Source organism: Bradyrhizobium sp. 40, assembly GCF_023100925.1.
In the GTDB taxonomy this organism is placed as follows: Bacteria; Pseudomonadota; Alphaproteobacteria; order Rhizobiales; family Xanthobacteraceae; genus Bradyrhizobium.
In genome coordinates this window covers 242247-265675 of sequence record NZ_CP064688.1, presented here as the reverse complement: position 1 = coordinate 265675, position 23429 = coordinate 242247, and the positions used below count along the sequence as shown (strand labels likewise).

Genomic DNA, 23429 nt, shown 5'->3' with positions numbered 1-23429 from the left:
GCAAATCGGGTCGGCTACATCATCTCCATGTCCAGACCAATCGAGGGAGACCAAAGATGACCTGGAAAAACTTCGTCAGTCGACGGTTGATCTCATCACGCCGCCGGAGCCTCGCAACCGCGACCTTGTACGGACTCTCGCTGGCCGTTCGCTTCACGTCGGCGACGGGCGAGGAAGTGGAAATTCCGGCTTACAACATGCACCCGGCACAGCCGCCCGTTTCCATCATGATCCGAAATGGCCCCGGGCTTCCCTATCAGGACTGGAGTCGAGGTGAGCTTCAGCCCGTCGTCTTGGGCTACGGCCAGCCGCCGAGATCGGTGATGGCACGCTGCATCGGGCCCTAAGCCAGCGACCCTACCCACCCACGCGCCGACGCCGGCCGCTGCCCTGAACGCAGCAGCGCGGTCGCGCGCGGTCTTTCGAACAGCAACCAAGGAGAAAATCCATGCGACTCGTCATCATCGGCGCCGGCTTCGCCGGCATGTACGCCGCCCTTTCCGCAGCGCGACTGCGCGACATCCGGGGCGTCTCGCCGCAAGATCTGCAGATCGCGATCGTCTCCCCGGAGCCGACGCTGGTGGTCCGTCCGCGGCTCTACGAGCCGAAGCCGGAAACCCTGACGGCCCCGCTGCTCGAGGTCCTCGAGGCGATCGACGTCGACTACATTCAGGGCAGCGCCGAGACGATCAACACCGAGGCCCGAACGGTGCAGATCACGCCCGCGAAGGGCCCGCGAAGGACGGTGTCCTACGACCGCCTGGTTGTGACCACCGGCAGCCGGCTATTCCGTCCGAACATTCCGGGCCTCGCCGAGCACGGCTTCAGCGTCGATTCGCTCAACGATGCCGTTGCGCTCGACAAGCATCTGCATGGCCTCGCGGAGCGGCCTGCCGTGAACGGACGCGACACGGTCGTCGTCGCCGGCGGCGGCTTCACCGGGATCGAGGCGGCCACCGAAATACCGGCGCGACTGCGCGAAATCCTGGGCCCCAACGCCAGGACGCGCGTCGTCATCGTCGATCGCAACACTGCGATCGCACCCGACATGGGTGCAAGCGCCCGCCCCGTCATCGAGGAAGCCTTGCGCAAGATTGGCGTCGAGACACGGCTCGGTGCCGGCGTCGCCGCGCTCGACGAGACCGGCGTCACCTTGTCCAGCGGTGAGCACATCGAAACCGAGACGGTGATCTGGGCGGCGGGCATGCGTGCAGCGCCGCTGACCGGGCAGATTCCCGCCGAGCGCGACAATTTCGGACGGTTGCTGGTCGATCGCTGCTTGCAGGTGCCAGGCGTTCAGGGTGTCTTCGCGGCCGGCGACGCAGCACGCGCCGCCTGCGACGACGAGGGCAGTTACGCACTGATGTCGTGCCAGCACGCCACGCGAATGGGCGCCTTTGCCGGCAACAATGCCGCGGCCGAATTGCTTGGCGTTCCGACCAGGCCCTACCACCAGAAGGCCTACGTCACCTGCCTGGACCTCGGCGAAGCCGGCGCGCTGTTCACACGCGGATGGGAGCGCAAGGTCGAGCTGGTCGGCGACGTCGCCAAGAAGACCAAGCGTGAGATCAACACCGTCTGGATCTATCCGCCGAAGGCGGAGCGCGCCCTGGCGCTCGCGTCGGCCGATCCGGAACGAGTGACCAGCCTCTAGCGCACCAAGCGATCACGGCTGCGCACTCCCCCGGCGGCGCTGCCTGCTCGACCACCAGCCGGAAGCCCCTATCTTTGAAACAGGAGACCAACATGAATCTGCACAACACCTCGTATCCCGTGTCATCGGGACCCGAAGAGCTCGTTCCGTCGCGCTACGCGCTGAAGATCGGCGAGATCGACGTGCTGGTGGTGAGCGACGGCGTGCTGCCGCTGCCGACCACAATGCTCGCGCACAACGCCGACCCGGCGGTGCGAGCGACCTGGCTGCACGACATGTTCCTGCCGCAGGATGCTTTCGACTGGGCGCTGAACGCCGTCATGGTCCGCAGCGGCGGCAAGACCATCCTCATCGACGCCGGGCTGGGCTCGGACCCGAACTTGAACTTGCCGCGCGCCGGGCAGTTGATCAGGCGACTGGCGGCCGCGGGCATCGATCTTTCGGCGGTAACCGATCTGGTGCTCACCCATCTGCACATGGACCACATTGGCGGGCTGCTGGTCGACGGCGTGAAGCAGCAGCTGCGCAAGGACCTGCGGATTCACGTCGCGGCCGCAGAGGTCAAGTTCTGGGAAGCGCCTGATTTCTCCCGCACTGCCATGCCGGAAGGGTTCCCGGACGCGCTGCGATCGACCGCCAAGCGGTTCCTGAAGGAGTACGGCAGTCAGCTGCGGCTGTTCGATGACGAGCAAGAGATTGCGCCTGGCGTCGTCGCCCGTCGCACCGGCGGTCACACCCCCGGACACAGCGTGGTTCGCATGGCGGCCGGCGACGACGCGCTGACATTCGCCGGCGACGCCGTGTTTGCCGTCGGGTTCGAGCAACCCGACTGGCACAACGGTTTCGAGCACGACCCCGAGGAGGCCGCGCGCGTTCGCGTTCGTCTGTTGCGACAGCTTGCCGAGACCGGCGAAATGCTGGTGGCCACGCACCTGCCGTTCCCGTCCGTGGGTCGGGTGGCTGCCGACGGCGACGCCTTCCGTTGGGTGCCGGTGTTCTGGGACTATTGACCGCTTGCCGGGTCAGAGCTGAAGCAGGGCGCGGACTCGATAGGTCCGCGCCCTTGAAAATAGGATCAAACATCGACCCTCGCGGTTATCGCCCCGCTGAGACGGCTGGAACCGGTCGGCGGCGACAGCCAGCATTGCGTCACGTGCCGCGCAGGCGGCTCTTCGTCTGCGCTCGTGCGCGCGCGAGATCGAGCGAGGCGATATGGCGATCGCGGCATTCAGGATGGTCACTCTCGTAGCGGTAACTGCCATGATCGGCCCATCCGTGCAGGCCCGTGACGACGGTCGCTACGCAAACTCTCCCCTCAAGGGCTGGTTCGAGAGCCTGCACAGCAAGGGCGGCGGTCCCTGCTGCGCCGACGCCGACGGCACCGCGCTGGACGATGTCGACTGGGACACGAGCAACGGACATTATCGCGTGCGACTCCTGGGCGACTGGATCGAGGTGCCCGACGACACCGTGATCACCGAGCCGAACCGCGCCGGCCGCACCATGGTCTGGCCGTATTACGTCAACGGCCGCGCCAAGATCCGCTGCTTCATGCCGGGCAGCATGACTTGAGATTTTGAGTTCTGATGTCCCGGCTCGGCCCAGCATACGATGATGCGCCGCTGAATCGGCCGGCGCGGGCTCACTTGACCTGCTTGGCCGCGTGGATCTCGACGAACTCGGCATCGGGATGCGCGACGATGGTCGCGAACATGATGCCGCTGATGATGAGCGACCAGGCGGTGTCCCAATAAATCCAAAACACGTGCCAGCCTCCGTTTCGATCTGCTCCGCCCGCGGGATCAGGGTAACGGCAAGGCGAGGCTGCCGTTCCCAGTGCGCGGGCGGCGCGGGCGAGGTGCTATTTTGGTTTGGTCGGCGCGGAGTTGGGATCGGTTTGGCCGGTGTGGCGCTTTGCCACGACGTCCTCGTCGCGCTCGCCCTGACGCGGGCGCGGCGGCAGCTTGGGCTGGCCGGCCTGACCGCCATGCTTGCCGCCCATGTCGGGCTTACCTTCGAGATCGTTTTCACGGGGCATGCCGGTTCAATGCGCTCGCGCGGCATTGGTTCGGTTCGGCTGTGAACGAGTTCATAGGATCGCCGCGATTTGCAGTGCACGATAGCCACACCCGCCCCCGGGAGCATTCTCATTCATATGACTGACGGATACGGCCTGATGCGGAAGCCACTCGTCGCCTGGACGATCCTGACCTGCGCGCTGCTCGCGGTCACCGTGTGGACCGTGCTCGGGCCGCCCCACGTCCCGCCCGGGCCCCATCTGCCCTCCCGCACAGCGGCGATACGGTAGATCTCCCACCGATACCATTTCGGCATCGATCGATCCCAATTGGAGTTTGGTGCGGCGGGGCGGCTGCCGCTATCCTCGCCGGCAAAACGACAAATGCCGCACCGGCATCCAGGAGGACCCCCATGGTGAGATCGACCCGACGCATCAGATCCGGCGTACCCCGTGCCGCGATCGCCACCACGCTCGCTTTCCTCACTCTCATTTCTGGAGTCCGCCCCGGCATGGCCGAGACCTTCGCCTATGTCGGCAATGCCGACAGTAACGACATCAGTGTGTTCAAGATGGCCGAGAGCGGCGAGATGACGCCCGTGCAGACGGCCGTTTTCACCGGCGTCGAAAAGCCCGGCTCCTCGACGCCGCTCGCGATCACGCCCGATCATCGCGTGCTGATCGCCGGTGTCCGCTCGCAACCGTTCGTTGCGGTGAGCTTTGCGATCGATCCCAAGACGGGCCAGCTCAGCCATATCGGCAACGGCCCACTCGCCGACAGCATGGCCAATATCGCCATCGACCGCGTCGGCAAATTCCTGTTCAGCGCCTCCTATGGCGGCAACAAGGTCGCGCTGAATCCGCTGCTCGCCAACGGCGTCGCAGGCGAGCCAAAGCAGGTGATCCCGACCGGGCTGAACGCGCACGCTTTCCTGCCCTCGCCCGACAACCGCTTCGCGTTCGCGACCAATCTCGGCTCCGACCAGATCCTGGCCTTCACGTTCGATGCTACGACCGGCACGCTCACGCCGAGCGATCCGCCGGCTCACAAGGTGCCGGAGAAATCGGGGCCGCGGCATTTCGTGTTCCACCCCAACGGCAAGTTCGTCTATCTCCTCCACGAGCTGAACGGCGACGTCGCGGCGTTCGCCTATGAGGCCAAGGGGGGCGCATGGGACGAGATCCAGCGCACCAGCGCGTTGCCAGAAGGATTTACCGGAAAGCCCTGGGCCGCCGACATCCACGTCACCCCCGACGGCCGTTTCCTCTACGCCTCCGAGCGTACCACCAGCACGCTCACCGCCTACAAGGTCGATGCGACAAATGGCAAGCTGACCACGATCGGCAGCGTGCCGACCGAGAAGCAGCCGCGCGGCTTCCACATCGATCCCGGCGGGCGCTACCTTGCCGCAGTGGGCGAGCTCTCCGACAGCATGACGGTCTATGCCATCGACCAGAGCAGCGGGGCACTCGCCAAGCTGAAATCCTACGCCACCGGCAAGAAGCCGAACTGGGTGGAGTTCTTGAGCCTGCCGTGAGACCGCTCCCCTGCGGGACGAGTTCGGCCTGCATGGTTCGAGACGCCCGCGTCTCCTCACCATGAGGGCCTGACATCGCGCCGCGAAGCACGACCTCATCCCGAGGGCCCGCCGCAGGCGGGCGTCTCGAAGGATGGCCGCCGGGACGGTAGAAGACAGCGAACCTTGGCGCCGGTCCCGAAGACTAAATCAACGGGCGACATCGCGCCGCCCGTGCTGCGGCGGCATTCTCATCCGGCCGGCCCTGATGTGCCATTGGCTCGCAGCGATCGCTTCTGCTAACGATGAGGCCGTCAAGGCCCCAACCGGAATGACCCATGCGTTCATTGCCTGCGCGTTCTGTTTCCAGACATCTCGTTACGCTCGCCGGACTGCTGTTGCTGTCGGCCCGGCCCGCTGCCGCCGCCGATGACGACGCGCCCAAGGGGCCGGCGGTCACGGTGCTGAAGGTCGCAAAATCCTGTTTCTCCGACATCGTCGAGGGCACCGGCACGATCATCGCGCGCGAGGCAAGCTCGGTGCGGCCGGAGCGGCCCGGCCTGAAGGTGACGGAGGTGCTGGCGGAAGCCGGCGACACCACCACCGCAGGCCAGGTGCTGGCGCGGCTCGCACTGCCCGAGGGCGGCACGCTTCAGGTCACCGCCCCCGTCGCTGGCGTGATCGCGACGTCGACCGCGCAGATCGGCAACCTCGCCTCTGCCAAGGGCGAGGCGCTGTTCACGATCGTGGCGCGCAGCGAGTACGATCTCGTCGCCCTCGTCGCGACCAGCGATATGCGCAAGCTCGCGGTCAACCAGGTGGCGACCGTGCGCATCGCCGGCGCCGGCGATATCGACGGCAAGGTGCGCCGCATCGGCCCGACGGTCGAGCCGAACATCCAGCAGGGCATGGTCTATATCGGCATTTCCGCGCAGAAGCGGCTGTTGCTGAATGCGAGCGGCCGTGCGCTGATCAAGTCGGGCCAGAGCTGCAACGTCGCGGTGCCGCTGACCTCGGTGCAGTATTCCTCCGCCGGCACCGTCGTGCAGGTGATCCGCCGCAACCGCGTCGAGACCAAGCGCGTCGAGGTCGGACTGATGTCGGGCGGCAATATCGAGATCCGCGACGGCCTCAACGAAGGCGATATCGTCGTCGCCCGCGCCGGCGCGCTGCTGCGCGAAGGCGATCCGGTGCGCACGGTGATGGCCGCGGAAGCGGCGAAGTAATCGCCACGATCGTCATTGCGAGGAGCAAAGCGACGAAGCGATCCAGAATCTTTCCGCGGCAAGATTCTGGATTGCTTCGCTGCGCTCGCAATGACGGTGGAGAGGCAGATGTACGTTAAACACGCAGATCGTAGGGTGGGCAAAGCGAAGCGTCCCCACGTCTTCTATCGACCGCGTCTTCTATCGAAATGTTGGAAAGATGGTGGGCACGGCGCGTTGCGCCTTTGCCCACCCTACAAGACCTAAGAAAAACTAGCCGCCGGCTTCGCCGAAATGGACGTCCTCGAGCAGCGAGGAGGAGACGGTCGGGACCTGGTCGCCTTCGCTGGCGCGGGAGATCGCAAGGCGGGTCTTGTTGAAGACGCTCTCGGCGCTGCCCTGCGCATTGAGGTTGTTGAGGAACTCGCTGACCAGCACGCTGTGCTCGCCCTTGCCGTCGTCGACGACCTTGCCGGGCGAAGCCGAGGAGAGGATCAGCGCATTGTCGGTCGCGCTGATCGGCGCGAGGCCGTGGCTGTAGGAGCGGAAGCGGCGCTCATAGGGATTGCGGCGGGAGGCGTCGACCACGACGAGCTTGGCCTTGGCGCCCTGCTCCTTCATCATGTCGAGCACGCCCTCGATGGAGACGCCGTGACGGCGGACATCGCTTTCCTTCCAGATCACGGCATCGACCGGCAGCATGTAGCTCTCGCGGCCGGCCTGCACGCCGTAGCCACCGAAGAACAGCATGACGACGGTGTCGCGCTTGATCCGGGACTTCAGGCGATTGACGGCGCGGACCATGTCGTCCTTGGTCGCGTCTTCCACCATGTCGACGTCAAAACCGTTCTTGCGCAGCGACGAGGACAGCGCGCGGGCGTCGTTGATCGACTGCGTCAGCGGCGCGTTGGCGTCGGGGTAGTGCCCATTGCCGATGACGAGGGCGAGACGCGAGGCCTGGCCGATCGAGCCGGTGACCTGGTCGGTCGAAACGGCCTTGGCGGCATCGAGCGCCCGCATGTTGAGGGCAGCATGGGCGCCGATCACGAGCGAGACCGTGCCGATGAGGGCTGCGGCCACCGCGATCGTGCGTCGGGAAATGTCGAGCTGCGTTACATTCATCTCGCGTCATTCCTGTCAGTGCCAAAGACCAGCCAAGCACGCGCACACTGTTTGAGTAGCGCGATAGCGTCTTTGGGTTTGAGGGATTGGCCGGGGGTGTGCCCCCGAATTGCGCGCAATTTGCGGCGCCGCACCAAACAAAGCCTTAACCGGATATCGCCTCCCCCGCAATAGATCGCCGAAAATTTGACCTAAGTCTCTGGAAACGTGGATTAATTTTCATCGCCCAATATGTGATTTTTTTGCGTCCCCGTAGCCTTCCGGAGCCCGATTATGCAGGCTCCGTGCCGGCTTTTTCTGTGACTGTTATCACATTTGTATTTCCTGCGAATCCGGGTAGCTTTTTCAACGACTTGCAGGGGGTGGCACGCGGCTGGGAGCGTGCCGGCCGGCCCCCCGGCCAATTCCCGCGACCAGGTTATTTCATGAGCTTTCAATATTTTGCCGGCGCCGCCTGCCGGGCGCTGACGGCGCGGAAGGACGGCCCCTCGCTTTACGACGTCTGCGATCCCGTACTGTCTGTTGCGGCCAGCGGCGATCCGCATCTGGCCAAGTTCTACAAGACCGCGCTCGGCAATCCCGCACTGCGGGTGCTGCTCCGCCGGGCCGGACTGCCCGAGCTGCGCGACGAAGGCAAACTGGCCCAGCTGCGCCACGCGCTGGTGCGCGCCCGCGACGAGGCCGAGCCCGATTGGGCGGCGGTCGGCCAGCCCGTCGCCGATCTCGTCGACAGCATCGCGCTTGATCATCCCAAGCCGCCGCCGGCCATGTTCACCGGCGCCATGCCGCAACCATCGCAGATCGACGGCGTGATCCGCGACTGCGCCCAGCATCTGCTGGGCTCGTACCGCAAGAATGGCTTTCTGCCGACCTACGCCGCGTTCAACCTGATCGGCGATCCCGATTTCCGCGGGCGCGAGCTGACCTTGGCGCTCACGGGCCTCAACGCGCGCGGCTACAAGAACTCCTCGCTGCTGTTCAACCTCGCCCGCGTCTTCATCGCGCGATCGCCGGCGCGCGCAGTCGTCAATCCGCCCTGGCGAGGGGTTGCCGAACCGATGTGGGAGCCGGTGCAGATCCGCCACCGCTCGGCCTATTACGACGCGTTCTTCATCGAGGCGCTGTTGAGCTACGTCGAGACCGGTCTGGCCTCGTCCGCCGACAAGATGTCGGCGGAGCGCGCCGTCGCCGACATGGTCGATTTCTGCGTCAACATCAGCCGCGAAGAGGTCGAGGGCATCGACGGCGCGCGGTTCAACGTCATCACCGCGCTCGCGCCCGCTCCGCATCCGCGCTTCTCGCGCTACTTCGCCCAGATCAAGCAGGACCTCGGTTTCGGCGTCTACGTGCCGGATTGCGACACCACGGCGTGCTCGATCTCCGCGGCGACGCAAGCCGGCTGCACCGATCCGATCCTCGACCAGCCGCTGCTGGATTTCTACGCGGGCTATCAGGTACAGGCGGGCGTCAACGAGCCGCGCGTGACCGTGCCGATCAACGACAATATCGACTATGAGGGCGGGGTTGCGACCTGGATCGACAATCTCAAGGGCGAGCGGCCCTATGGCAATGATCTCGATCCGACGCTCAATCTCGACATTCTCGAGGTCAGCTTCCGCAATCTCGCGCGCTGGAAAGTATTGGAAACGCCGGCGCGGCTTGCCACCGTTCATCGCATCATCGGCTTCCAGAAGCGGCTGGCGGCGAGCGGCGCCTTCGCCAATCCGCGCTCGCACATCTATTATTTGCCGGAGCTCTACAGCGCCTATTTCGGCCGCTGCTACGCCGCCTTCCTGGCGCTGCCGCTGGCGGCGCAGGCGATCATCGATCCCGACGGCGATTTCGATTTCATCCGCCACCGCGTGCTCTCCTACGTCAAGAGCGAGCTGATGGCCGCCGAGATGAACGTGTTCGACGCAGCGCTCGCCCTGATCGCGCTCGGCCATCTCGGCGCCGACCCGCGCGCCTTTGCACCGGCGCTGAACGTGATCGTCGCCAGCCTCGGCGAAGGCGGTCGCCGCGGCCCGTTCCGCGCTTATGAATGGAACAAGATGAAGACGCCGACGCGGATTTTGGTCGGCGGGCCTGAGGTCACGTCGGCGTTCGTGCTGATGGGGCTGGCGGTGGCCAAGCGGGCGATGGCGCGGGGCTAGGTTTCGTAGGGCGGGTTAGCGAAGCGTAACCCACCACTTCCGCCACCGTGGAGACGAAAGAGGTGGGTTACGCCTTCGGCTAACCCGCCCTACAAACTTCGCCCGATGACAGTAAGTTGAAAGCCCAACTGCCAGGCATATGCTGGCCGGGCGGACAAAAGCCGACCACAATTGCGAGGTCTATCGCAATTTTCATCACACGCGGACCGGCATGTTGCGAAAATTCCTGATTGCGCTGTCATTGCTTGGCTTCTCCTTGCCCGGCTTGCCGTCGCCGGCTGAGGCCGCCGACATCACCGGCACCGCTAAGGTTCGCGCCGGCGACGCCGTGACGATCGGCAACACGCGGATCAGGCTCGGCGGCATCGACGCGCCCGCGGTCGACCAGCTCTGCCTCAACAACAAGGGCGAGCGCTGGACATGCGGCATCGCGGCCCGCGACGAGCTCGCCAAATACGCCGACGGCAAGAACTGGGTCTGCCATGCGAGGTCGATCGACCGGCGCGGCCGCACCGTGGCGCGCTGCGATGTCGGCGGCGAGGATATCCAGAAATGGCTGGTGCGCGCAGGCTGGGCGCTGGCCTACACCCGCATGTCGCACGACTATGAGGCGGACGAGAAGGCCGCGCGGGAGGCCAAGGCCGGTATGTGGCAGGGCGCCTTCATCGCGCCCTGGGACTGGCGCGAGCGCAACAAGAAGACCACCATCCTCGGCGCCACCAAGCCGCCCGACGGCGCGCATGCGATCCTGCTCGCTTCGGCCTCGGGCCCGGTCGCGCCCTCGCCGGACTGCACCATCAAGGGCAATGTCAACTCCGCCGGCGAGTGCATCTATCACCGGCCGACCAGCCGCTGGTATGCGCAGATCAAGATGAAGATCAGCAAGGGCACGCGCTGGTTCTGCTCGGTGGAGGAAGCCGAAGATGCGGGCTGCCGCGAGACTAAGAGATAACCCACGTCAGACCTGCGTTTTCCGGCCTTTTCTTGCACCGCAGCGCCGCGTAAAAGTGTGAATCAGCGACCCACCATCCTGTTCTCAGGCAACAAGGACCAACAGCAATGACCGTTCGCGCGGGCCGGGAATTTCTGGCCATCCCCGGGCCCACCAATATGCCCGACGAGGTGCTGCGGGCGATGCATCGTCCGGCGATCGACATCTACTCCAAACAGATGACCGATCTGACCGAGAGCCTGCTCAGCGACATCTCGAAACTGTTTGCGACCAAGGGCAAGTCCTACATCTACATCGCCAACGGTCACGGCGCCTGGGAAGCAGCATTGAGCAACGTGCTGTCGCGCGGCGACAAGGTGCTGGTGCTCGAAAGCGGACGGTTTGCAATCGGCTGGGGCCATGCCGCAGCGCTGATGGGTGCCGAGGTCGAGGTGCTCAAGGGCGACTGGCGCCGCGCGGTGCGGCCGCACGAAGTCGAGGAGCGCCTGCGCCGCGACAAGGAGCACACCATCAAGGCCGTCGTCGTCGTCCAGGTCGACACGGCGTCCGGCGTGCAGAACGACATCGAGGCGATCGGCAAGGCGATCAAGGCGAGCGGCCATCCGGCGCTGTACATGGTCGACACTGTGGCCTCGCTCGGCTGCATGCCGTTCGAAATGGACAAATGGGGCATCGACGTTGCGATGTCGGGCTCGCAAAAGGGCCTGATGACGCCGCCCGGCCTCGGCTTCGTCGCGGCCAACGCGCGTGCGCTCGAGGTCCAGAAGACGGCCAATATGAGCACGCCCTATTGGAGCTGGAGCGAGCGCGAGGGCAGCGAGCATTATCGCAAATATGCCGGCACCGCGCCGGTCCATCTGCTGTTCGCGCTGCGCCAGGCGATCGACCTGCTGCACGAGGAGGGACTGGAGAACGCCTTCCGCCGCCACAGCCTGCTCGGCGAGGCCGCACGACGCGCGGTTGGCGCGTGGTCCGAAGGCCAGGTGCTCGGCTTCAACGTCGCGGAAGCCAGCGAACGCTCTAACACCGTGACCACGGTGACCATGAGCAATGGCCACGATCCGGCAATCCTGCAACGCTATTGCAAGGAGAAGTGCGGCGTGGTGCTCGGCACCGGCATCGGCGATCTCTCGGGGCAAGCCTTCCGCATCGCCCATATGGGCCACGTCAACGCCCCGATGCTGCTCGGCACGTTGGGGGTGATCGAGGTCGGGCTGAACGCGCTGAAGATCCCGCACGGCAAAGGCGGGCTCGAGGCAGCGGTCGCATATCTCGGCGAAGAGGTGGCGGTGTAGGCGCAAGCCGGAAACTCCGCTGTCGTCCCGGCGAAGGCCGGGACCCATACCGCGTGATCCATCCGTGACGTACGGTGTCCGTACCGCGGAAAGAGCTTTAACTGCGAATCTTCGCCAAACTCCTCCCTGGGGTTATGGGTCCCGGCCTTCGCCGGGACGACGGCGGACTGTTTGGCTGCGCTGTGGCTTCATATTGGCAGCGGCCAACGCTTCACCGCGGCAAGCGATACGCCTCGACCTGCGCCTTCAACGCCTCCAATGACGCAAGCGGCGCCTTCGGATCGACCCGATACTGCTCACGCGCCAGCCACGACAGCACCTTCGCATCGATGACCGGCGAATGGTGGATGACGTCGCCGTAATTGTCGAAATCGTGCGTCACGTCCTTGATCGCCCGGAAATCGTATAGACGCACATTGGGGAGCTGCGTCAGGCGCTGCGCAATGACGGCCGTGAGATCGGTGACGATCTTCAGCGTCGCAGGCGAAGCATCGCGCATCGCGACGAATTGCAGGATCGAATAGGGCGGGAAGTAGATGTCGAAGGTCACGTCCGGATGGCGCGCGATCAGACTGACGGCGTCACGCTCGAAATGCCGCACCATGGCGTCATGACGATAGCCTTCACCAAGAAAGCGGCTGCGTACGGGATCGGTGATATAGGCGAAAGCCGCGAGCGTCCTTTTCGCATTGTAGGCGCGCGCCACGTCGATATCGCGCGGCAACGCATAGATGTCATCGACATCAGGCAGCGCGAACTTGATCGGCAGATAAGGCGCGGCCCGAGTCAGCGGCTGCCGCAGCGGCGGAACCGACCGCAGCAGCGCAAACAGGGATTCCTTCGCCATCGCCGCGCTGAACAGGTAGGACGCGATGCCTTTTGCCGTCCCGCGATAGAGATCGGCGGAGAGATAAGGATCGGTCTCGATGTCGGCCGCATCGACAAAGATGAAATCGTCCATCGCCCAGATCACGCGCTTTGCGCCGCGGTCGATTGCCTGCTCCAGCACAAACCCCTGCTGGCGCGAATTGGAGCCGGTCATCGCCAGCTTGAGCGAGTGCACGCCCAGCGCATGGTCGATATCGCTCTGGCGGAAATGGATCGCGAGCGAGGTGCCCATGAAGGCGGTGTCGAACGGCTGGCTGCGGATCAGCCCGGCATTCTGCACGCGCGTGTCATCGGAATAGAACGGCGCGACGAGGCGCGAGGGGCGAAACAGTTGCAGGGGATCGATGACATAGGTGAGCGCAGCCGCGCCTAGCACGCACGCGATGCTCGCGAGGAGAAGACGCCCTGGATGTGTGAACGCGCCTCGCATCAGAACCGGAAATAGATGAATTCGCTGTGGCTCTGGATGCCCAAAATCCCGAACGCAAGCACCAGCGACGCACCATACAGGACCAGCGGCCGCATCCGTCCGGCCATGAGGCCCTCGCCGACCCTGCGATTGGCGTGGTCGTACCCCATGATTCCTTGCGTGTTCGGCGCCAGCCACACCAGCGCGGCATAAATTGCAACCATCACCGACGCCGCAATCTCCTCGCGCCCGAAGGCGATATTCGAGGGATCGGCCATCGCATTCAGAATCCGCATGGCCCAATCAACCCGTTCGGCGCGGAAGAATACCCAGGCGACAACAACGGCGAGAAATGTCAGCACGGCTCCGGCGGCGCGAGCTGGGCGCGCGAGCAGTTTTGGAACATTCGGCACCAGCGCATTGAAAGCGTGATTGACGCAGAGATAGGCGCCATGCAGCGCGCCCCAAATGACAAACGTCCAGGCCGCGCCATGCCAGAGCCCGCCGAGCAACATCGTGAGCAGCAAGTTGACGTAGCGCAGCACGCGGCCGCGACGGTTGCCGCCGAGCGGGATGTAGAGATAGTCGCGCAGGAAGTGCGACAGCGTCATGTGCCAGCGCCGCCAGAACTCGACGATGCTGGTGGCCTTGTAGGGCGAGTTGAAATTAACCGGCAGGAAGATGCCGAACATCAGCGATATTCCGATCGCCATGTCGGAATAGCCCGAGAAGTCGAAATAGAGCTGGAAGGTGTAGGCGAGTGCACCAAGCCATGCCTGGTCGAAACTCGGCGCGCGCGCATCGAAGGCGAGCGCGACCAGCGGCTGGATGCCGTCGGCGAGGCACGTTTTCTTGAACAGCCCGATTGCGAAGATGATGATTCCGCACAGGATCAGATGCGCGTGCGGCTGCTTGGTTTCCTCCCGTTCGAATTGCGGGATCATGTCCTTGTGGTGAAGGATCGGTCCCGCGATCAGATGCGGAAAGTAGGTCACGAACAGCGCGTAATGCGGCAGCGCATAGGCCGCGACCTGTCCGCGCCAGGCATCGACCAGGAACGCGATCTGGGTAAAGGTGTAGAAGGAGATGCCGACCGGCAGCAGGATGTGGACCGCAAAATGCGTGCCGGCCAGCGCATTGATGTTCTCGACGACGAAGCCGGCATATTTGAAGATGCCAAGCACCAGGAGATCGCCGGCGACGCCGAGAGCAAGTGCCGCCTTTCGTTGCGACGGAGCAAGCTTCGCCACGATGAGGAGATGGCCAATGCCGTAGTTGAAGGCGATCGATATCAGCAACAGGGCCACGAACTGCCAGTTGCCGATGGCGTAGAAGGCGAGCGAGGCCGCCGCCAGCCAGATCACCGGGGCCAGATTGCTGCGCCGCCCGAGCCAGAAATAGCCAGCCAGCGCGGCCGGCAGGAACAGCAGGATGAACGGGTAGGAATTGAACAGCATCAGGCTGGACCGGCGGCGGGATTAGGAAGCCTAAAGCATAGAAGGGACCGATCAACAACCCGGCGGCTGGCGCAGTCCTTGCCGCAGTGGCGCTGGCAATTCGAGGAATCGGGGCGATATAAGGTGAAACACGCATCTGAGTGAGGATCGAGTGACACAGGCCAAAACACCTTCCCAGCCCCCCGTCGCCCCGCGCCGGCCGCATTCCTTCACGCGGCACGGGATCACCGTGACCGACGACTATGCCTGGCTGAAGGACGAGAAATGGCAGGAGGTGTTGCGCGACCCCGCGGTGCTCGATCCCGACATCCGCAAATATCTCGACGCAGAAAATAGCTACACCGAGAGCCTGCTCGGCCATACCGCAGCCCTCCAGAAGACGCTGGTGCGCGAGATGCGGGGGCGGATCAAGGAAGACGATTCCAGCGTGCCGTCGCCGGATGGTCCCTTCGCCTATTTCCGCAAGTTCCGCGAAGGCGGCCAGCACGAGCTGTTCGGCCGCATGCCGCGCGATGGCGGCGAGGGCCACATCGTGCTCGACGGCGATGCGCTCGCCAAGGACCACACCTATTTCAAATTCGGCGGCAGCCGGCACTCGAACGACCACAGGCTGCAGGCCTGGAGCGCCGACACCAAGGGCTCGGAATATTTCTCCATCCGCGTGCGCGACTGGGCGACCGGCAAGGACCTCGACGACGTCGTCGAGGAGACCGACGGCGGCGTGGTCTGGAGCAAGGACGCCGCGTCGTTCTTCTACGTGAAGCTCGACGACAATCACCGCCCGATGCAGGTGTGGCGGCATAAGCTCGGCACTGGGCAGGCCGACGACACGCTGGTCTACGAAGAACAGGATTCAGGCTGGTTCACCCATCTGCAAGAGAGCACCAGCGGCCGCTTCTGCGTGATCGCGGGCGGCGACCACGAGACCTCCGAGCAGCGGCTGATCGACCTCGCCCATCCCGACGCACCGCCGCGCCTCGTCGCGGCACGCGAGGAAGGCGTGCAATATTCGCTCGCCGACCGTGGCGACGAACTCTTCATCCTCACCAACGCCGACGACGCCATCGACTTCAAGATCGTCACCGCGCCGCTCGCATCACCCGAGCGCAAGAACTGGCGCGATCTGATCCCGTATCGTCCCGGCATCTACATCATCGACCTCGATCTCTATGCCGGCCACATGGTGCGGCTGGAGCGCGCCAATGCGTTGCCGTCGATCGTGATCCGCGACCTCGCGACCAAGGACGAGCACGCCATCGCGTTCGACGAGGCGGCCTATTCGCTCGACACGATGGGCTCCTACGAGTTCGAGACGACGAATTTGCGTTTCGCCTATTCGTCGATGACGACGCCGTCGGAAGTCTATGATTACGACATGGTCAAGCGCACGCGCACCCTTCGCAAGCGGCAGGAGATCCCGTCGGGCCATAATGCGGCCGACTACGTCACGACGCGGATCATGGCGAAGGCGCAGGACGGCGCCGAGGTGCCGGTCTCGATCCTCCATCGCCGCGGGCTCACGCTCGATGGCGCGGCGCCGCTGCTGCTCTACGGCTACGGCTCCTACGGCATGGCGATGCCGGCCTCGTTCAGCGCCAACCGGCTGTCGCTGGTCGATCGCGGCTTCGTCTATGCCATCGCCCATATCCGCGGCGGCGCCGACAAGGGCTGGGGCTGGTACCTCGACGGCAAGCGCGAGAAGAAGACGAATTCGTTCGACGACTTCTCTGCCAGCGCCCGCGCACTGATCGATACGAAATACACCAGCGCAAAGCGCATCGTCGGCCATGGCGGCTCGGCCGGCGGCATGCTGATGGGCGCGGTGGCGAACCGCGCCGGCGAATTGTTCGCCGGCATCGTCGCCGAAGTGCCGTTCGTCGACGTACTCAACACCATGCTCGACGACACGCTGCCGCTGACGCCGCCGGAATGGCCGGAATGGGGCAATCCGATCGAGAGCGAAAAGGATTTCCGCACCATCCTGTCGTATTCGCCCTACGACAATGTCGCGGCGAAAGACTATCCGGCGATCCTGGCGATGGGCGGGTTGACCGATCCGCGTGTCACTTATTGGGAGCCCGCCAAATGGATCGCGCGCCTGCGCGCGACCATGAACGGCGGCGGCCCGGTCCTGCTCCGCACCAACATGGGCGCCGGCCATGGCGGCGCCTCGGGACGCTTCAATCGGCTCGATGAAGTCGCGATCGTCTATGCGTTCGCGCTGTGGGCGGCGGGGATGGCGGAGGCCGGGGTGTAGGCCCAGCGTCGTCCCGGCGAAGGCCGGGACCCATACCGCGTGATTGATCGATGAAGCACGATATTCGTACCGTGGAATCTCTTAATTACGAATCTTCGCGAAACTCCGCCCTGTGGTTATGGGTCCCGGCCTTCGCCGGGACGACATCGAAATTGAGGCGCCAACTATCGCCCCACAAAACCTATACCGCCCCGTGCGCTTCCACATACAGCGCATACACCGAGTGGCTGCTGGCCATATACAAGCGATTGTTCTTGGGCCCGCCGAAGCAGAGATTGGCGCAGCGTTCGGGCAGCTTGATAAAGGCTAGCGGCTTGGCGTCCGCGTTGAACACCATCACGCCATCGAGATCCTCCGACTTGCCCTTGGGCTGAAACACCTTGCGCCCGGCGAGGTCGGTCGGCTCGGATTGCAGCGCACCGTTGGAGCCCCAGCCGCACCAGAGATTGCCGTCGCGGTCGACGCGAAAACCATCCAGCGAGGCCTGGTCGGCGGCGTCGATCAGCTTGGTCTTGCCGCTGAGCGAACCGTCGTCACCGACATTGTAGCTCCAGATGCTGCGGTTGGGCGTCCCCTTCCACTCGACGACGTAGAGCTTCTTCTCGTCCGGCGAGAAGGCGAGGCCGTTCGGATTGACGAGGTCGGTGAGAACAGCGCTGATCTTGCCGTCCTTGGCGATGCGGTAGACGTTGGTGGTGGCCTGCTCGGCCTTCTCCTTCTTGCCCTCCCACTCGCCGTTGATGCCGAACAGGGGATCGGTGAACCAGATGCTGTCGTCGGATTTCACCACGATGTCGTTCGGCGAATTCAGCCGCTTGCCCTCGAACTTGTCGGCCAGCACGGTGATCTTGCCGTCCTTCTCGGTGCGGGTGATGCGGCGGGTCACCGAGTGCTCGCAGCTGACGAGGCGGCCCTGGCGGTCGCGCGCATTGCCGTTGGCGTAGTTGGCATTGGCGCGGAACACGCTGGTCTGCCCGGTCTTCTCGTCGAACTTCATGATCCGGTTGTTGGGAATGTCCGAGAACAGCAGATAGCCGCCCTCGGGAAAATAGGCGGGGCCTTCGGCCCAGCGCATGCCTGACGCGACCTGCTCGACCGTCGAGGAATAGAGCCGGTATTTTCCGAAGCTCGGATCGAGGATCTGGATGGCGGGATCGGGATAGCGCTGGTTCGGCGTGAACGGAAACGACTGGGCACCGGCGGCGCGGGCGAGACACGTGGAAGCCGCCGCCGCGCCAGCGCCAGCCAAGAGATTGCGTCGTGTGAAATTCATGGAATCCTCCCCGGGTGATTTAAGGCCGGCGCTTGCTGCGGCCGGCCTGTTTTCTTGGTGCTGCCGGCGCGTGGCCCTTACCTTCCGTTCGCCTTCCGCCATGCGGCAAAGTCGGTGAGCGTCTGCGGGTCCGTCGCCGGATAGAGACCGAAGATGCCGCGGCCCTTGTTGACTTCCTCGGTGACGAAGTCCTCGAACGCGGTCATCTCGAAAGTCTCGTTGGCGATCTCTTCAGTGAGATGCGCGGGGATCACGATCACGCCGTCGCTGTCGCCGAGAATGACGTCGCCGGGAAACACCGGCGCATCACCGCAGCCAATGGGAACGTTGATCTCGATGGCGTGATGCAGCGTCAAATTGGTCGGCGCGCTCGGACGGTGGTGATAGGCGGGGATACCCAGCTTGGCGATCTCGGCCGAGTCGCGAAAACCGCCGTCGGTGACGACACCGGCGACACCGCGCTTCATCAAGCGGGTGACGAGGATCGCACCGGCGGAAGCGGCGCGCGCGTCCTTGCGGCTGTCCATCACCAGCACGCTGCCTGGCGGGCAATCCTCGACCGCCTTGCGTTGCGGATGGGAGCGGTCCTTGAAGACCTCGATGGTGTTGAGATCCTCGCGGGCCGGCATATAGCGCAGCGTGAAGGCTTCACCGACCATGGTCGGCTGGTCGGCACTGAGCGGGTGCACATCCTGGATCATCTGGATGCGCAGGCCGCGCTTGAACAACGCGGTGGCGACGGTGGCGGTGGAGACGGATTTGAGCTTGTTGCGGGTGGCTTCGGTAAGTTTGGTCATGTCACGCTCTCTAGTAAATCGAGGGCTCGCCGATCGGCGCGCCGAAATCGGTCTCGAGGAAGTCGAAGTCGCAGCCGTCATTGGCCTGCTTGATGTGCTTGGTGAACATCCAGCCATAGCCGCGCTCGAAGCGGCGTTCGGGCTGCTTCCAGGCGGCGCGGCGCTTGTCGAGCTCGGCCTCCGACACATCGAGATTGATGGTGCGGGCAGCGACATCGAGCGTGATGCGGTCGCCGTTCCGCACCAGCGCCAGCGGTCCGCCGACATAGGATTCCGGGGCTACGTGCAGAATGCAGGCGCCGTAGCTGGTGCCGCTCATGCGCGCATCGGAGATCCGCACCATGTCGCGGACGCCCTGCTTCACGAGCTTGGTCGGGATCGGCAGCATGCCCCATTCCGGCATGCCCGGTCCGCCCTGCGGACCCGCATTGCGCAAGATGAGAATGTGGTCTTCGGTGACATCGAGACCGGGATCATCGACTGCCTTCTTCATCGACGGATAGTCGTCGAACACCAGCGCAGGCCCGGTGTGCTTGAGGAAGCGCGGCGCGCAGGCGGAGGGTTTTATGACGCAGCCGTCGGGCGCGAGATTGCCCTTGAGCACGGCGAGCGCGCCTTCCTTGTAGATGGGATTGTCGATCGAGCGGATCACGTCGTCGTTGTGAACCTCGGCGCCATCGATGTTCTCGCCCACGGTCTTGCCGGTGACGGTGATGCAGTCGAGATGCAGATGCGGCTTGATCTGGCCCATCAATGCCGGCAAGCCGCCGGCATAGAAGAAGTCCTCCATCAGATAGGCATCGCCGCTCGGCCGCACATTGGCGATGACGGGCACCTTGCGGCTCGCAATCTCGAAATCGTCGAGGCCAATGTCGAGGCCGGCGCGGCGAGCCTGCGCGATCAGATGGATGATCGCATTTGTCGAACAGCCCATCGCCATCGCCACTGCGATCGCGTTCTCGAACGCCCTGCGGGTCTGGATCGTCTTCGGCGTCAGATCTTCCCAGACCATCTCGACGATGCGGCGACCGCATTCGGAGGCCATGCGGATATGGTTGGCGTCGGCGGCAGGAATCGAGGAGGCGCCCGGCAGCGTCATGCCGATCGCCTCCGCAATCGCGGTCATGGTGGAAGCCGTGCCCATGGTCATGCAGGTGCCGTAGCTGCGCGCAATGCCGGCTTCGATGTCGAGCCAGTCCTTGTCGGAGATCTTGCCGGCGCGGCGCTCGTCCCAGTATTTCCAGCCGTCCGAGCCCGAGCCGAGCGTCTTGCCCTTCCAATTGCCGCGCAGCATCGGACCTGCCGGCAGATAGATCGCCGGAATGTTCATCGAAGTGGCGCCCAGCAGCAGCGCCGGCGTGGTCTTGTCGCAGCCGCCCATCAGCACCACGCCGTCGACCGGATGGCTACGCAGCAGCTCCTCGGCGTCCATCGCCAGCAGATTGCGATAGAGCATCGTGGTCGGCTTGAGCAGCGACTCCGACAGCGACAACGCCGGCAGCTCCAGCGGCAGGCCGCCGGCCATCAGGATGCCGCGCTTGACGTCGTCGACGCGCGACTTGAAGTGCATGTGGCAGGGCTGCGCGTCCGACCAGGTGTTGAGGATCGCGATCATCGGGCGGTCCTTCCACTCCTCCGGCGCGTAGCCCATCTGCATGGTGCGGGAGCGGTGGCCGAATGAGCGGAGATCGTCGGGTGCGAACCAGCGCGCGCTGCGGAGCTGGTCGGGCGTTAGTTTCTTCTTGGTCATGATTGGGTGCCCCATTTCTGTACGGTGTTCCGCTCGATGGCGCGGAAGATCAGGTTCTCGACAAAAAGCCCGATGATGATCACCGTCAAGAGGCCGGCGAAGACCGCAGGTATGTCGAGCAGGTTGCGGTTTTCGAAGATGAACCAGCCGAGCCCGCCCTGCCCCGAGGACACGCCGAACACCAGCTCGGCCGCGATCAGCGTGCGCCAGGCAAAGGCCCAGCCGATCTTGAGGCCGGTCAGGATCGAGCCGAACGCCGCGGGGATGAGGATTTTCGCCACGTAAGGCAGCCCGCGCAGGCCGTAATTGCGACCGACCATGCGCAGCGTGTTGGACACGCTCTTGAAGCCGGAATGGGTGTTGAGCGCGACCGGCCAGAGCACCGAATGGATCAGCACAAACACCAGACTGCCATTGCCGAGACCGAACCAGATCAAAGCGAGCGGCAACAGCGCGATCGCCGGCAGCGGATTGAACATCGCCGTGACAGTCTCGAGGAAATCGGTGCCGATGCGGGTCGAGATCGCGAGCACGGTGAAGATCGCGGCGAGCGCGATGCCGGCCGAATAGCCCATGAAAAGGACCTTCAGCGAGGCCCAGGCGCGCATCGGGATGGTGCCGTCCTTCACACGCTCGAACATCGTGATGACGGTGTCGTGCAGCGTCGGAAACAGCAGGGGATTGTCGAGCGTGAGGCCGTAGGCCTCCCAGACCGCCGCGAGAAACAGGATGATGACGGTCTTGCGGACAAAACCATCGTTCCACAACAGCTCGGGCACGCTCAGCTTGCGCTCGACTTCGGCTGCGCTGCCGGCGACCGGCGCCTCACGCAGCAGGATTCTGGCTTCGCCCATGAGAGGCTCCCTCAATGCGCCGTGGCTTCGGAGGCGAACAGGAGATCGTGAATCTCCTTCTCGAGCCGGCCGGCACTGCCATCGTCATTGGAGACCTTGTCGACGTCGACCACCTCGGCCTTGACGCGGCCGGGATGCGGCGACAGCAGCAGGATGCGGTTGCCGATGCGGATCGCTTCCGCAATCGAGTGGGTTACGAACAGCACGGTGAATTTGGTCTCGCTCCAGAGCTGGAGTAGCTCGTCCTGGCAGGTTCGCCGCGTCAGCGCGTCGAGCGCGGCGAACGGCTCGTCCATCAGCAGGATGTCGGGCTCCATCGCCATGCCGCGCGCGATCGCGACGCGCTGCTTCATGCCGCCGGAGAGCGTGTGCGGATAAGCATCGACGACGCGGGTCAGGCCGACCTTCTCGATATAGGCCCGCGCCCGCGCATCGGCGTCCTTGCGCGACAATTTTCGCGCGGTCAGCAGCGGAAACATCACGTTGGCCAGCACGCTCTTCCAGGGCAGCAGCTGGTCGAACTCCTGGAAGATCATCATGCGATCGGCGCCGGGACCGTGGATCTCGCGGTCGTTGATGGTCATGCGACCTTCGCTCGGCGCCATGTAGCCGCCGACGGCCTTGAGCAGGGTCGATTTGCCGCAGCCGGACGGCCCGAGCAGCACGAAGCGATCGGACCTGTCGACGGTGAAGCTGACCCTTTCCGTGGCGGTGACGACGGCGCTGGAGGTCTTGTAACGCAGCGTCACGGAGCTGACGTCGAGCAGCGCCATCAGTTGCCCTTCAGATCGTGGGCGACGGGGAGATAGTAATCGGTCCAGGCCTTGGGTTGAGTCTTTAGCGTACCGGTCTTGAACAGATGCGCGGCGAACTTCATCGTGCCCTGCGGCTCGAGATTCCACTCCATCATGCCGGGCTCCTTCAGGAGGTCGAGCAGCTCTTCCACCGAGGTCTTGTCACCTGTGATCTCCTTGTAGATCTCGACCGCCTGTCTGGTGTCGCTGCGGATCAGATCCTGCGCTTCCTTGGTCGCATCACGCACGGCCTGGATGATTTTCGGGTTGGCATCGGCGAACTTCGTGGTGGTGAAGAACTGCGCCTGGCTGAGCGGGCCGCCCATTACGTCCGGCGACGACAGCACGACATGCGCGCCCGGCACGTTCTTCAGCTCGAGGAAGGTGAACGGCGGGATCGAGAAATGGGTGTGCACCTCATGCTTGGCGTTGGACAGTGCCGCATAGGCGTCGGGGTGGCCGAGCTGCACCGTGTTGACGTCCAGCTTCGACCATTGGTCGGCACCAAAAGCCTCGGCGGCGGCGATCTGGAGCACGATCGCCTGGGTCGAGACTTTCACCGTCGGCACGGCGATCTTGTCGCTGGGGCCGAAATCCCTGATCGACTTGATGTTGGCGTCGCGGCTGATCAGCGTCATCGGCTGCGCCGAGGTCGCGACGATGCCCTTGACACCGCCGCGCGTGCGATCCCACAGCAACAAGAGATTGCCGGTGCCGGTGTTGAGAATATCGACGCCGCCCGCGAGCAGCGCATCGGTCTGCGCACCGCCGCCGGAGAAGGTGACCCATTTGGTGGTGACACCGGCCACCCCGAGCTGAGCTGCGTGCTTCTCGATCAGCTTCTGCTTTTCCATGATGTGGCTCGGCATGTAGAAAATGCCGGGCTGGCGCGACAGCGAGATCTCGGATTTTTGCTGCGCTGACGCGGACGAAACCGTCAGCGCCGTGGCGGCGATCAGGGCGACGGCCGTGAGGCCACACTGCAATTGCTTGATCATTGTTGTTCGTTTCCTCCGGCCGCCATTGACGAGCGAT

General features: G+C 64.4%; 22 protein-coding genes. 11 read left to right on the top strand and 11 right to left on the bottom strand.

The annotated features are described in order from the left end of the window. The first annotated feature begins 56 nt into the window (after window positions 1-56). The 4 genes from IVB40_RS01285 to IVB40_RS01270 all read left to right on the top strand — a co-directional run bounded on the left by IVB40_RS01285 (window position 57) and on the right by IVB40_RS01270 (window position 3226). The gene (locus IVB40_RS01285) at window positions 57-347 is read left to right on the top strand and encodes a hypothetical protein (protein ID WP_027568351.1); all 291 of its coding nucleotides are present in this window, start codon (window positions 57-59) and stop codon (window positions 345-347) included. A 101-nt stretch (window positions 348-448) separates the two neighbouring features. Beyond that, window positions 449-1654: an NAD(P)/FAD-dependent oxidoreductase gene (locus IVB40_RS01280; protein ID WP_247817896.1), complete on the top strand. Its 1206-nt coding sequence runs from the start codon at window positions 449-451 to the stop codon at window positions 1652-1654. A 92-nt stretch (window positions 1655-1746) separates the two neighbouring features. Beyond that, a complete protein-coding gene (locus IVB40_RS01275) occupies window positions 1747-2664 on the top strand; it encodes an MBL fold metallo-hydrolase (RefSeq protein ID WP_247817895.1) in 918 nt (305 codons plus the stop codon). Window positions 2665-2866: 202 nt separating this feature from the next. Next, entirely contained in the window at window positions 2867-3226 is a 360-nt protein-coding gene (locus IVB40_RS01270; RefSeq protein WP_247432770.1) for a hypothetical protein, read from the top strand. A gap of 70 nt (window positions 3227-3296) precedes the next feature. On the opposite strand, the gene IVB40_RS35740 is transcribed toward IVB40_RS01270, so the two are convergent. Together IVB40_RS35740 and IVB40_RS01265 are read right to left on the bottom strand one after the other, a co-directional pair. Next, window positions 3297-3419, bottom strand: a complete 123-nt coding sequence (locus IVB40_RS35740; protein ID WP_256379023.1) for a hypothetical protein — start codon at window positions 3417-3419, stop codon at window positions 3297-3299. Between the two features lie 96 nt (window positions 3420-3515). Further along, window positions 3516-3692 (bottom strand): hypothetical protein, encoded by a 177-nt coding sequence (locus IVB40_RS01265; RefSeq protein ID WP_155809827.1) that lies wholly within the window; start codon window positions 3690-3692, stop codon window positions 3516-3518. A 138-nt stretch (window positions 3693-3830) separates the two neighbouring features. Here IVB40_RS01265 and IVB40_RS35735 point away from each other — a divergent pair, with 138 nt between their 5' ends. The 3 genes from IVB40_RS35735 (at window position 3831) to IVB40_RS01255 (ending at window position 6414) form a co-directional block, all read left to right on the top strand. Beyond that, window positions 3831-3962, top strand: a complete 132-nt coding sequence (locus IVB40_RS35735; RefSeq protein ID WP_256379024.1) for a hypothetical protein — start codon at window positions 3831-3833, stop codon at window positions 3960-3962. A gap of 122 nt (window positions 3963-4084) precedes the next feature. After that, a complete protein-coding gene (locus IVB40_RS01260; protein ID WP_247817894.1) occupies window positions 4085-5209 on the top strand; it encodes a beta-propeller fold lactonase family protein in 1125 nt (374 codons plus the stop codon). Window positions 5210-5526: 317 nt separating this feature from the next. Next, window positions 5527-6414 carry an HlyD family efflux transporter periplasmic adaptor subunit gene (locus IVB40_RS01255; RefSeq protein ID WP_247817893.1) on the top strand — a complete coding sequence of 296 codons (888 nt, stop codon included), beginning with the start codon at window positions 5527-5529 and terminating at the stop codon, window positions 6412-6414. 252 nt (window positions 6415-6666) lie between these two features. Here the strand turns inward: IVB40_RS01255 and IVB40_RS01250 are convergent, their stop codons facing one another. After that, the gene (locus IVB40_RS01250) at window positions 6667-7515 is read right to left on the bottom strand and encodes a caspase family protein (RefSeq protein ID WP_247284754.1); all 849 of its coding nucleotides are present in this window, start codon (window positions 7513-7515) and stop codon (window positions 6667-6669) included. Window positions 7516-7940: 425 nt separating this feature from the next. Here IVB40_RS01250 and IVB40_RS01245 point away from each other — a divergent pair, with 425 nt between their 5' ends. The 3 genes from IVB40_RS01245 to IVB40_RS01235 all read left to right on the top strand — a co-directional run bounded on the left by IVB40_RS01245 (window position 7941) and on the right by IVB40_RS01235 (window position 11915). Continuing rightward, a complete protein-coding gene (locus IVB40_RS01245) occupies window positions 7941-9668 on the top strand; it encodes a hypothetical protein (RefSeq protein WP_247817892.1) in 1728 nt (575 codons plus the stop codon). 211 nt (window positions 9669-9879) lie between these two features. Next, a complete protein-coding gene (locus IVB40_RS01240) occupies window positions 9880-10620 on the top strand; it encodes a thermonuclease family protein (protein WP_247363174.1) in 741 nt (246 codons plus the stop codon). A gap of 107 nt (window positions 10621-10727) precedes the next feature. Beyond that, window positions 10728-11915, top strand: a complete 1188-nt coding sequence (locus tag IVB40_RS01235) for an aminotransferase class V-fold PLP-dependent enzyme (protein ID WP_247817891.1) — start codon at window positions 10728-10730, stop codon at window positions 11913-11915. Between the two features lie 211 nt (window positions 11916-12126). Here the strand turns inward: IVB40_RS01235 and IVB40_RS01230 are convergent, their stop codons facing one another. Together IVB40_RS01230 and IVB40_RS01225 are read right to left on the bottom strand one after the other, a co-directional pair. Further along, on the bottom strand, window positions 12127-13233 hold the full coding sequence (locus IVB40_RS01230; protein WP_247817890.1) for a hypothetical protein: 1107 nt from the start codon (window positions 13231-13233) through the stop codon (window positions 12127-12129). After that, on the bottom strand, window positions 13233-14669 hold the full coding sequence (locus tag IVB40_RS01225; protein WP_247817889.1) for an MBOAT family O-acyltransferase: 1437 nt from the start codon (window positions 14667-14669) through the stop codon (window positions 13233-13235). Before IVB40_RS01225 ends, IVB40_RS01230 begins: the two co-directional genes overlap by 1 nt. A 151-nt stretch (window positions 14670-14820) precedes the next feature. On the opposite strand from IVB40_RS01225, the gene IVB40_RS01220 reads away from it, so the two are divergent. After that, complete coding sequence (locus tag IVB40_RS01220) at window positions 14821-16926, top strand: S9 family peptidase (RefSeq protein WP_247817888.1); 2106 nt, start codon at window positions 14821-14823, stop codon at window positions 16924-16926. Window positions 16927-17107: 181 nt separating this feature from the next. Here IVB40_RS01220 and IVB40_RS01215 read toward each other — a convergent pair whose 3' ends face one another. The 6 genes from IVB40_RS01215 to IVB40_RS01190 form a co-directional block, all read right to left on the bottom strand. Beyond that, window positions 17108-18199 carry an SMP-30/gluconolactonase/LRE family protein gene (locus IVB40_RS01215; RefSeq protein WP_247817887.1) on the bottom strand — a complete coding sequence of 364 codons (1092 nt, stop codon included), beginning with the start codon at window positions 18197-18199 and terminating at the stop codon, window positions 17108-17110. Between the two features lie 77 nt (window positions 18200-18276). Continuing rightward, entirely contained in the window at window positions 18277-18996 is a 720-nt protein-coding gene (locus IVB40_RS01210; RefSeq protein WP_247817886.1) for a ribonuclease activity regulator RraA, read from the bottom strand. Window positions 18997-19006: 10 nt separating this feature from the next. Beyond that, window positions 19007-20746, bottom strand: coding sequence for an L-arabinonate dehydratase (gene araD / locus IVB40_RS01205; RefSeq protein ID WP_247817885.1), 1740 nt, complete (start codon window positions 20744-20746; stop codon window positions 19007-19009). Next, window positions 20743-21600, bottom strand: coding sequence for an ABC transporter permease (locus IVB40_RS01200; protein ID WP_027568368.1), 858 nt, complete (start codon window positions 21598-21600; stop codon window positions 20743-20745). Before IVB40_RS01200 ends, araD begins: the two co-directional genes overlap by 4 nt. Before the next feature lie 11 nt (window positions 21601-21611). Further along, window positions 21612-22373, bottom strand: a complete 762-nt coding sequence (locus IVB40_RS01195) for an ABC transporter ATP-binding protein (RefSeq protein WP_027568369.1) — start codon at window positions 22371-22373, stop codon at window positions 21612-21614. Continuing rightward, window positions 22373-23392 (bottom strand): ABC transporter substrate-binding protein, encoded by a 1020-nt coding sequence (locus IVB40_RS01190; protein WP_247363181.1) that lies wholly within the window; start codon window positions 23390-23392, stop codon window positions 22373-22375. The genes IVB40_RS01195 and IVB40_RS01190 overlap by 1 nt, the downstream gene beginning before the upstream one ends. Window positions 23393-23429: the final 37 nt, after the last annotated feature.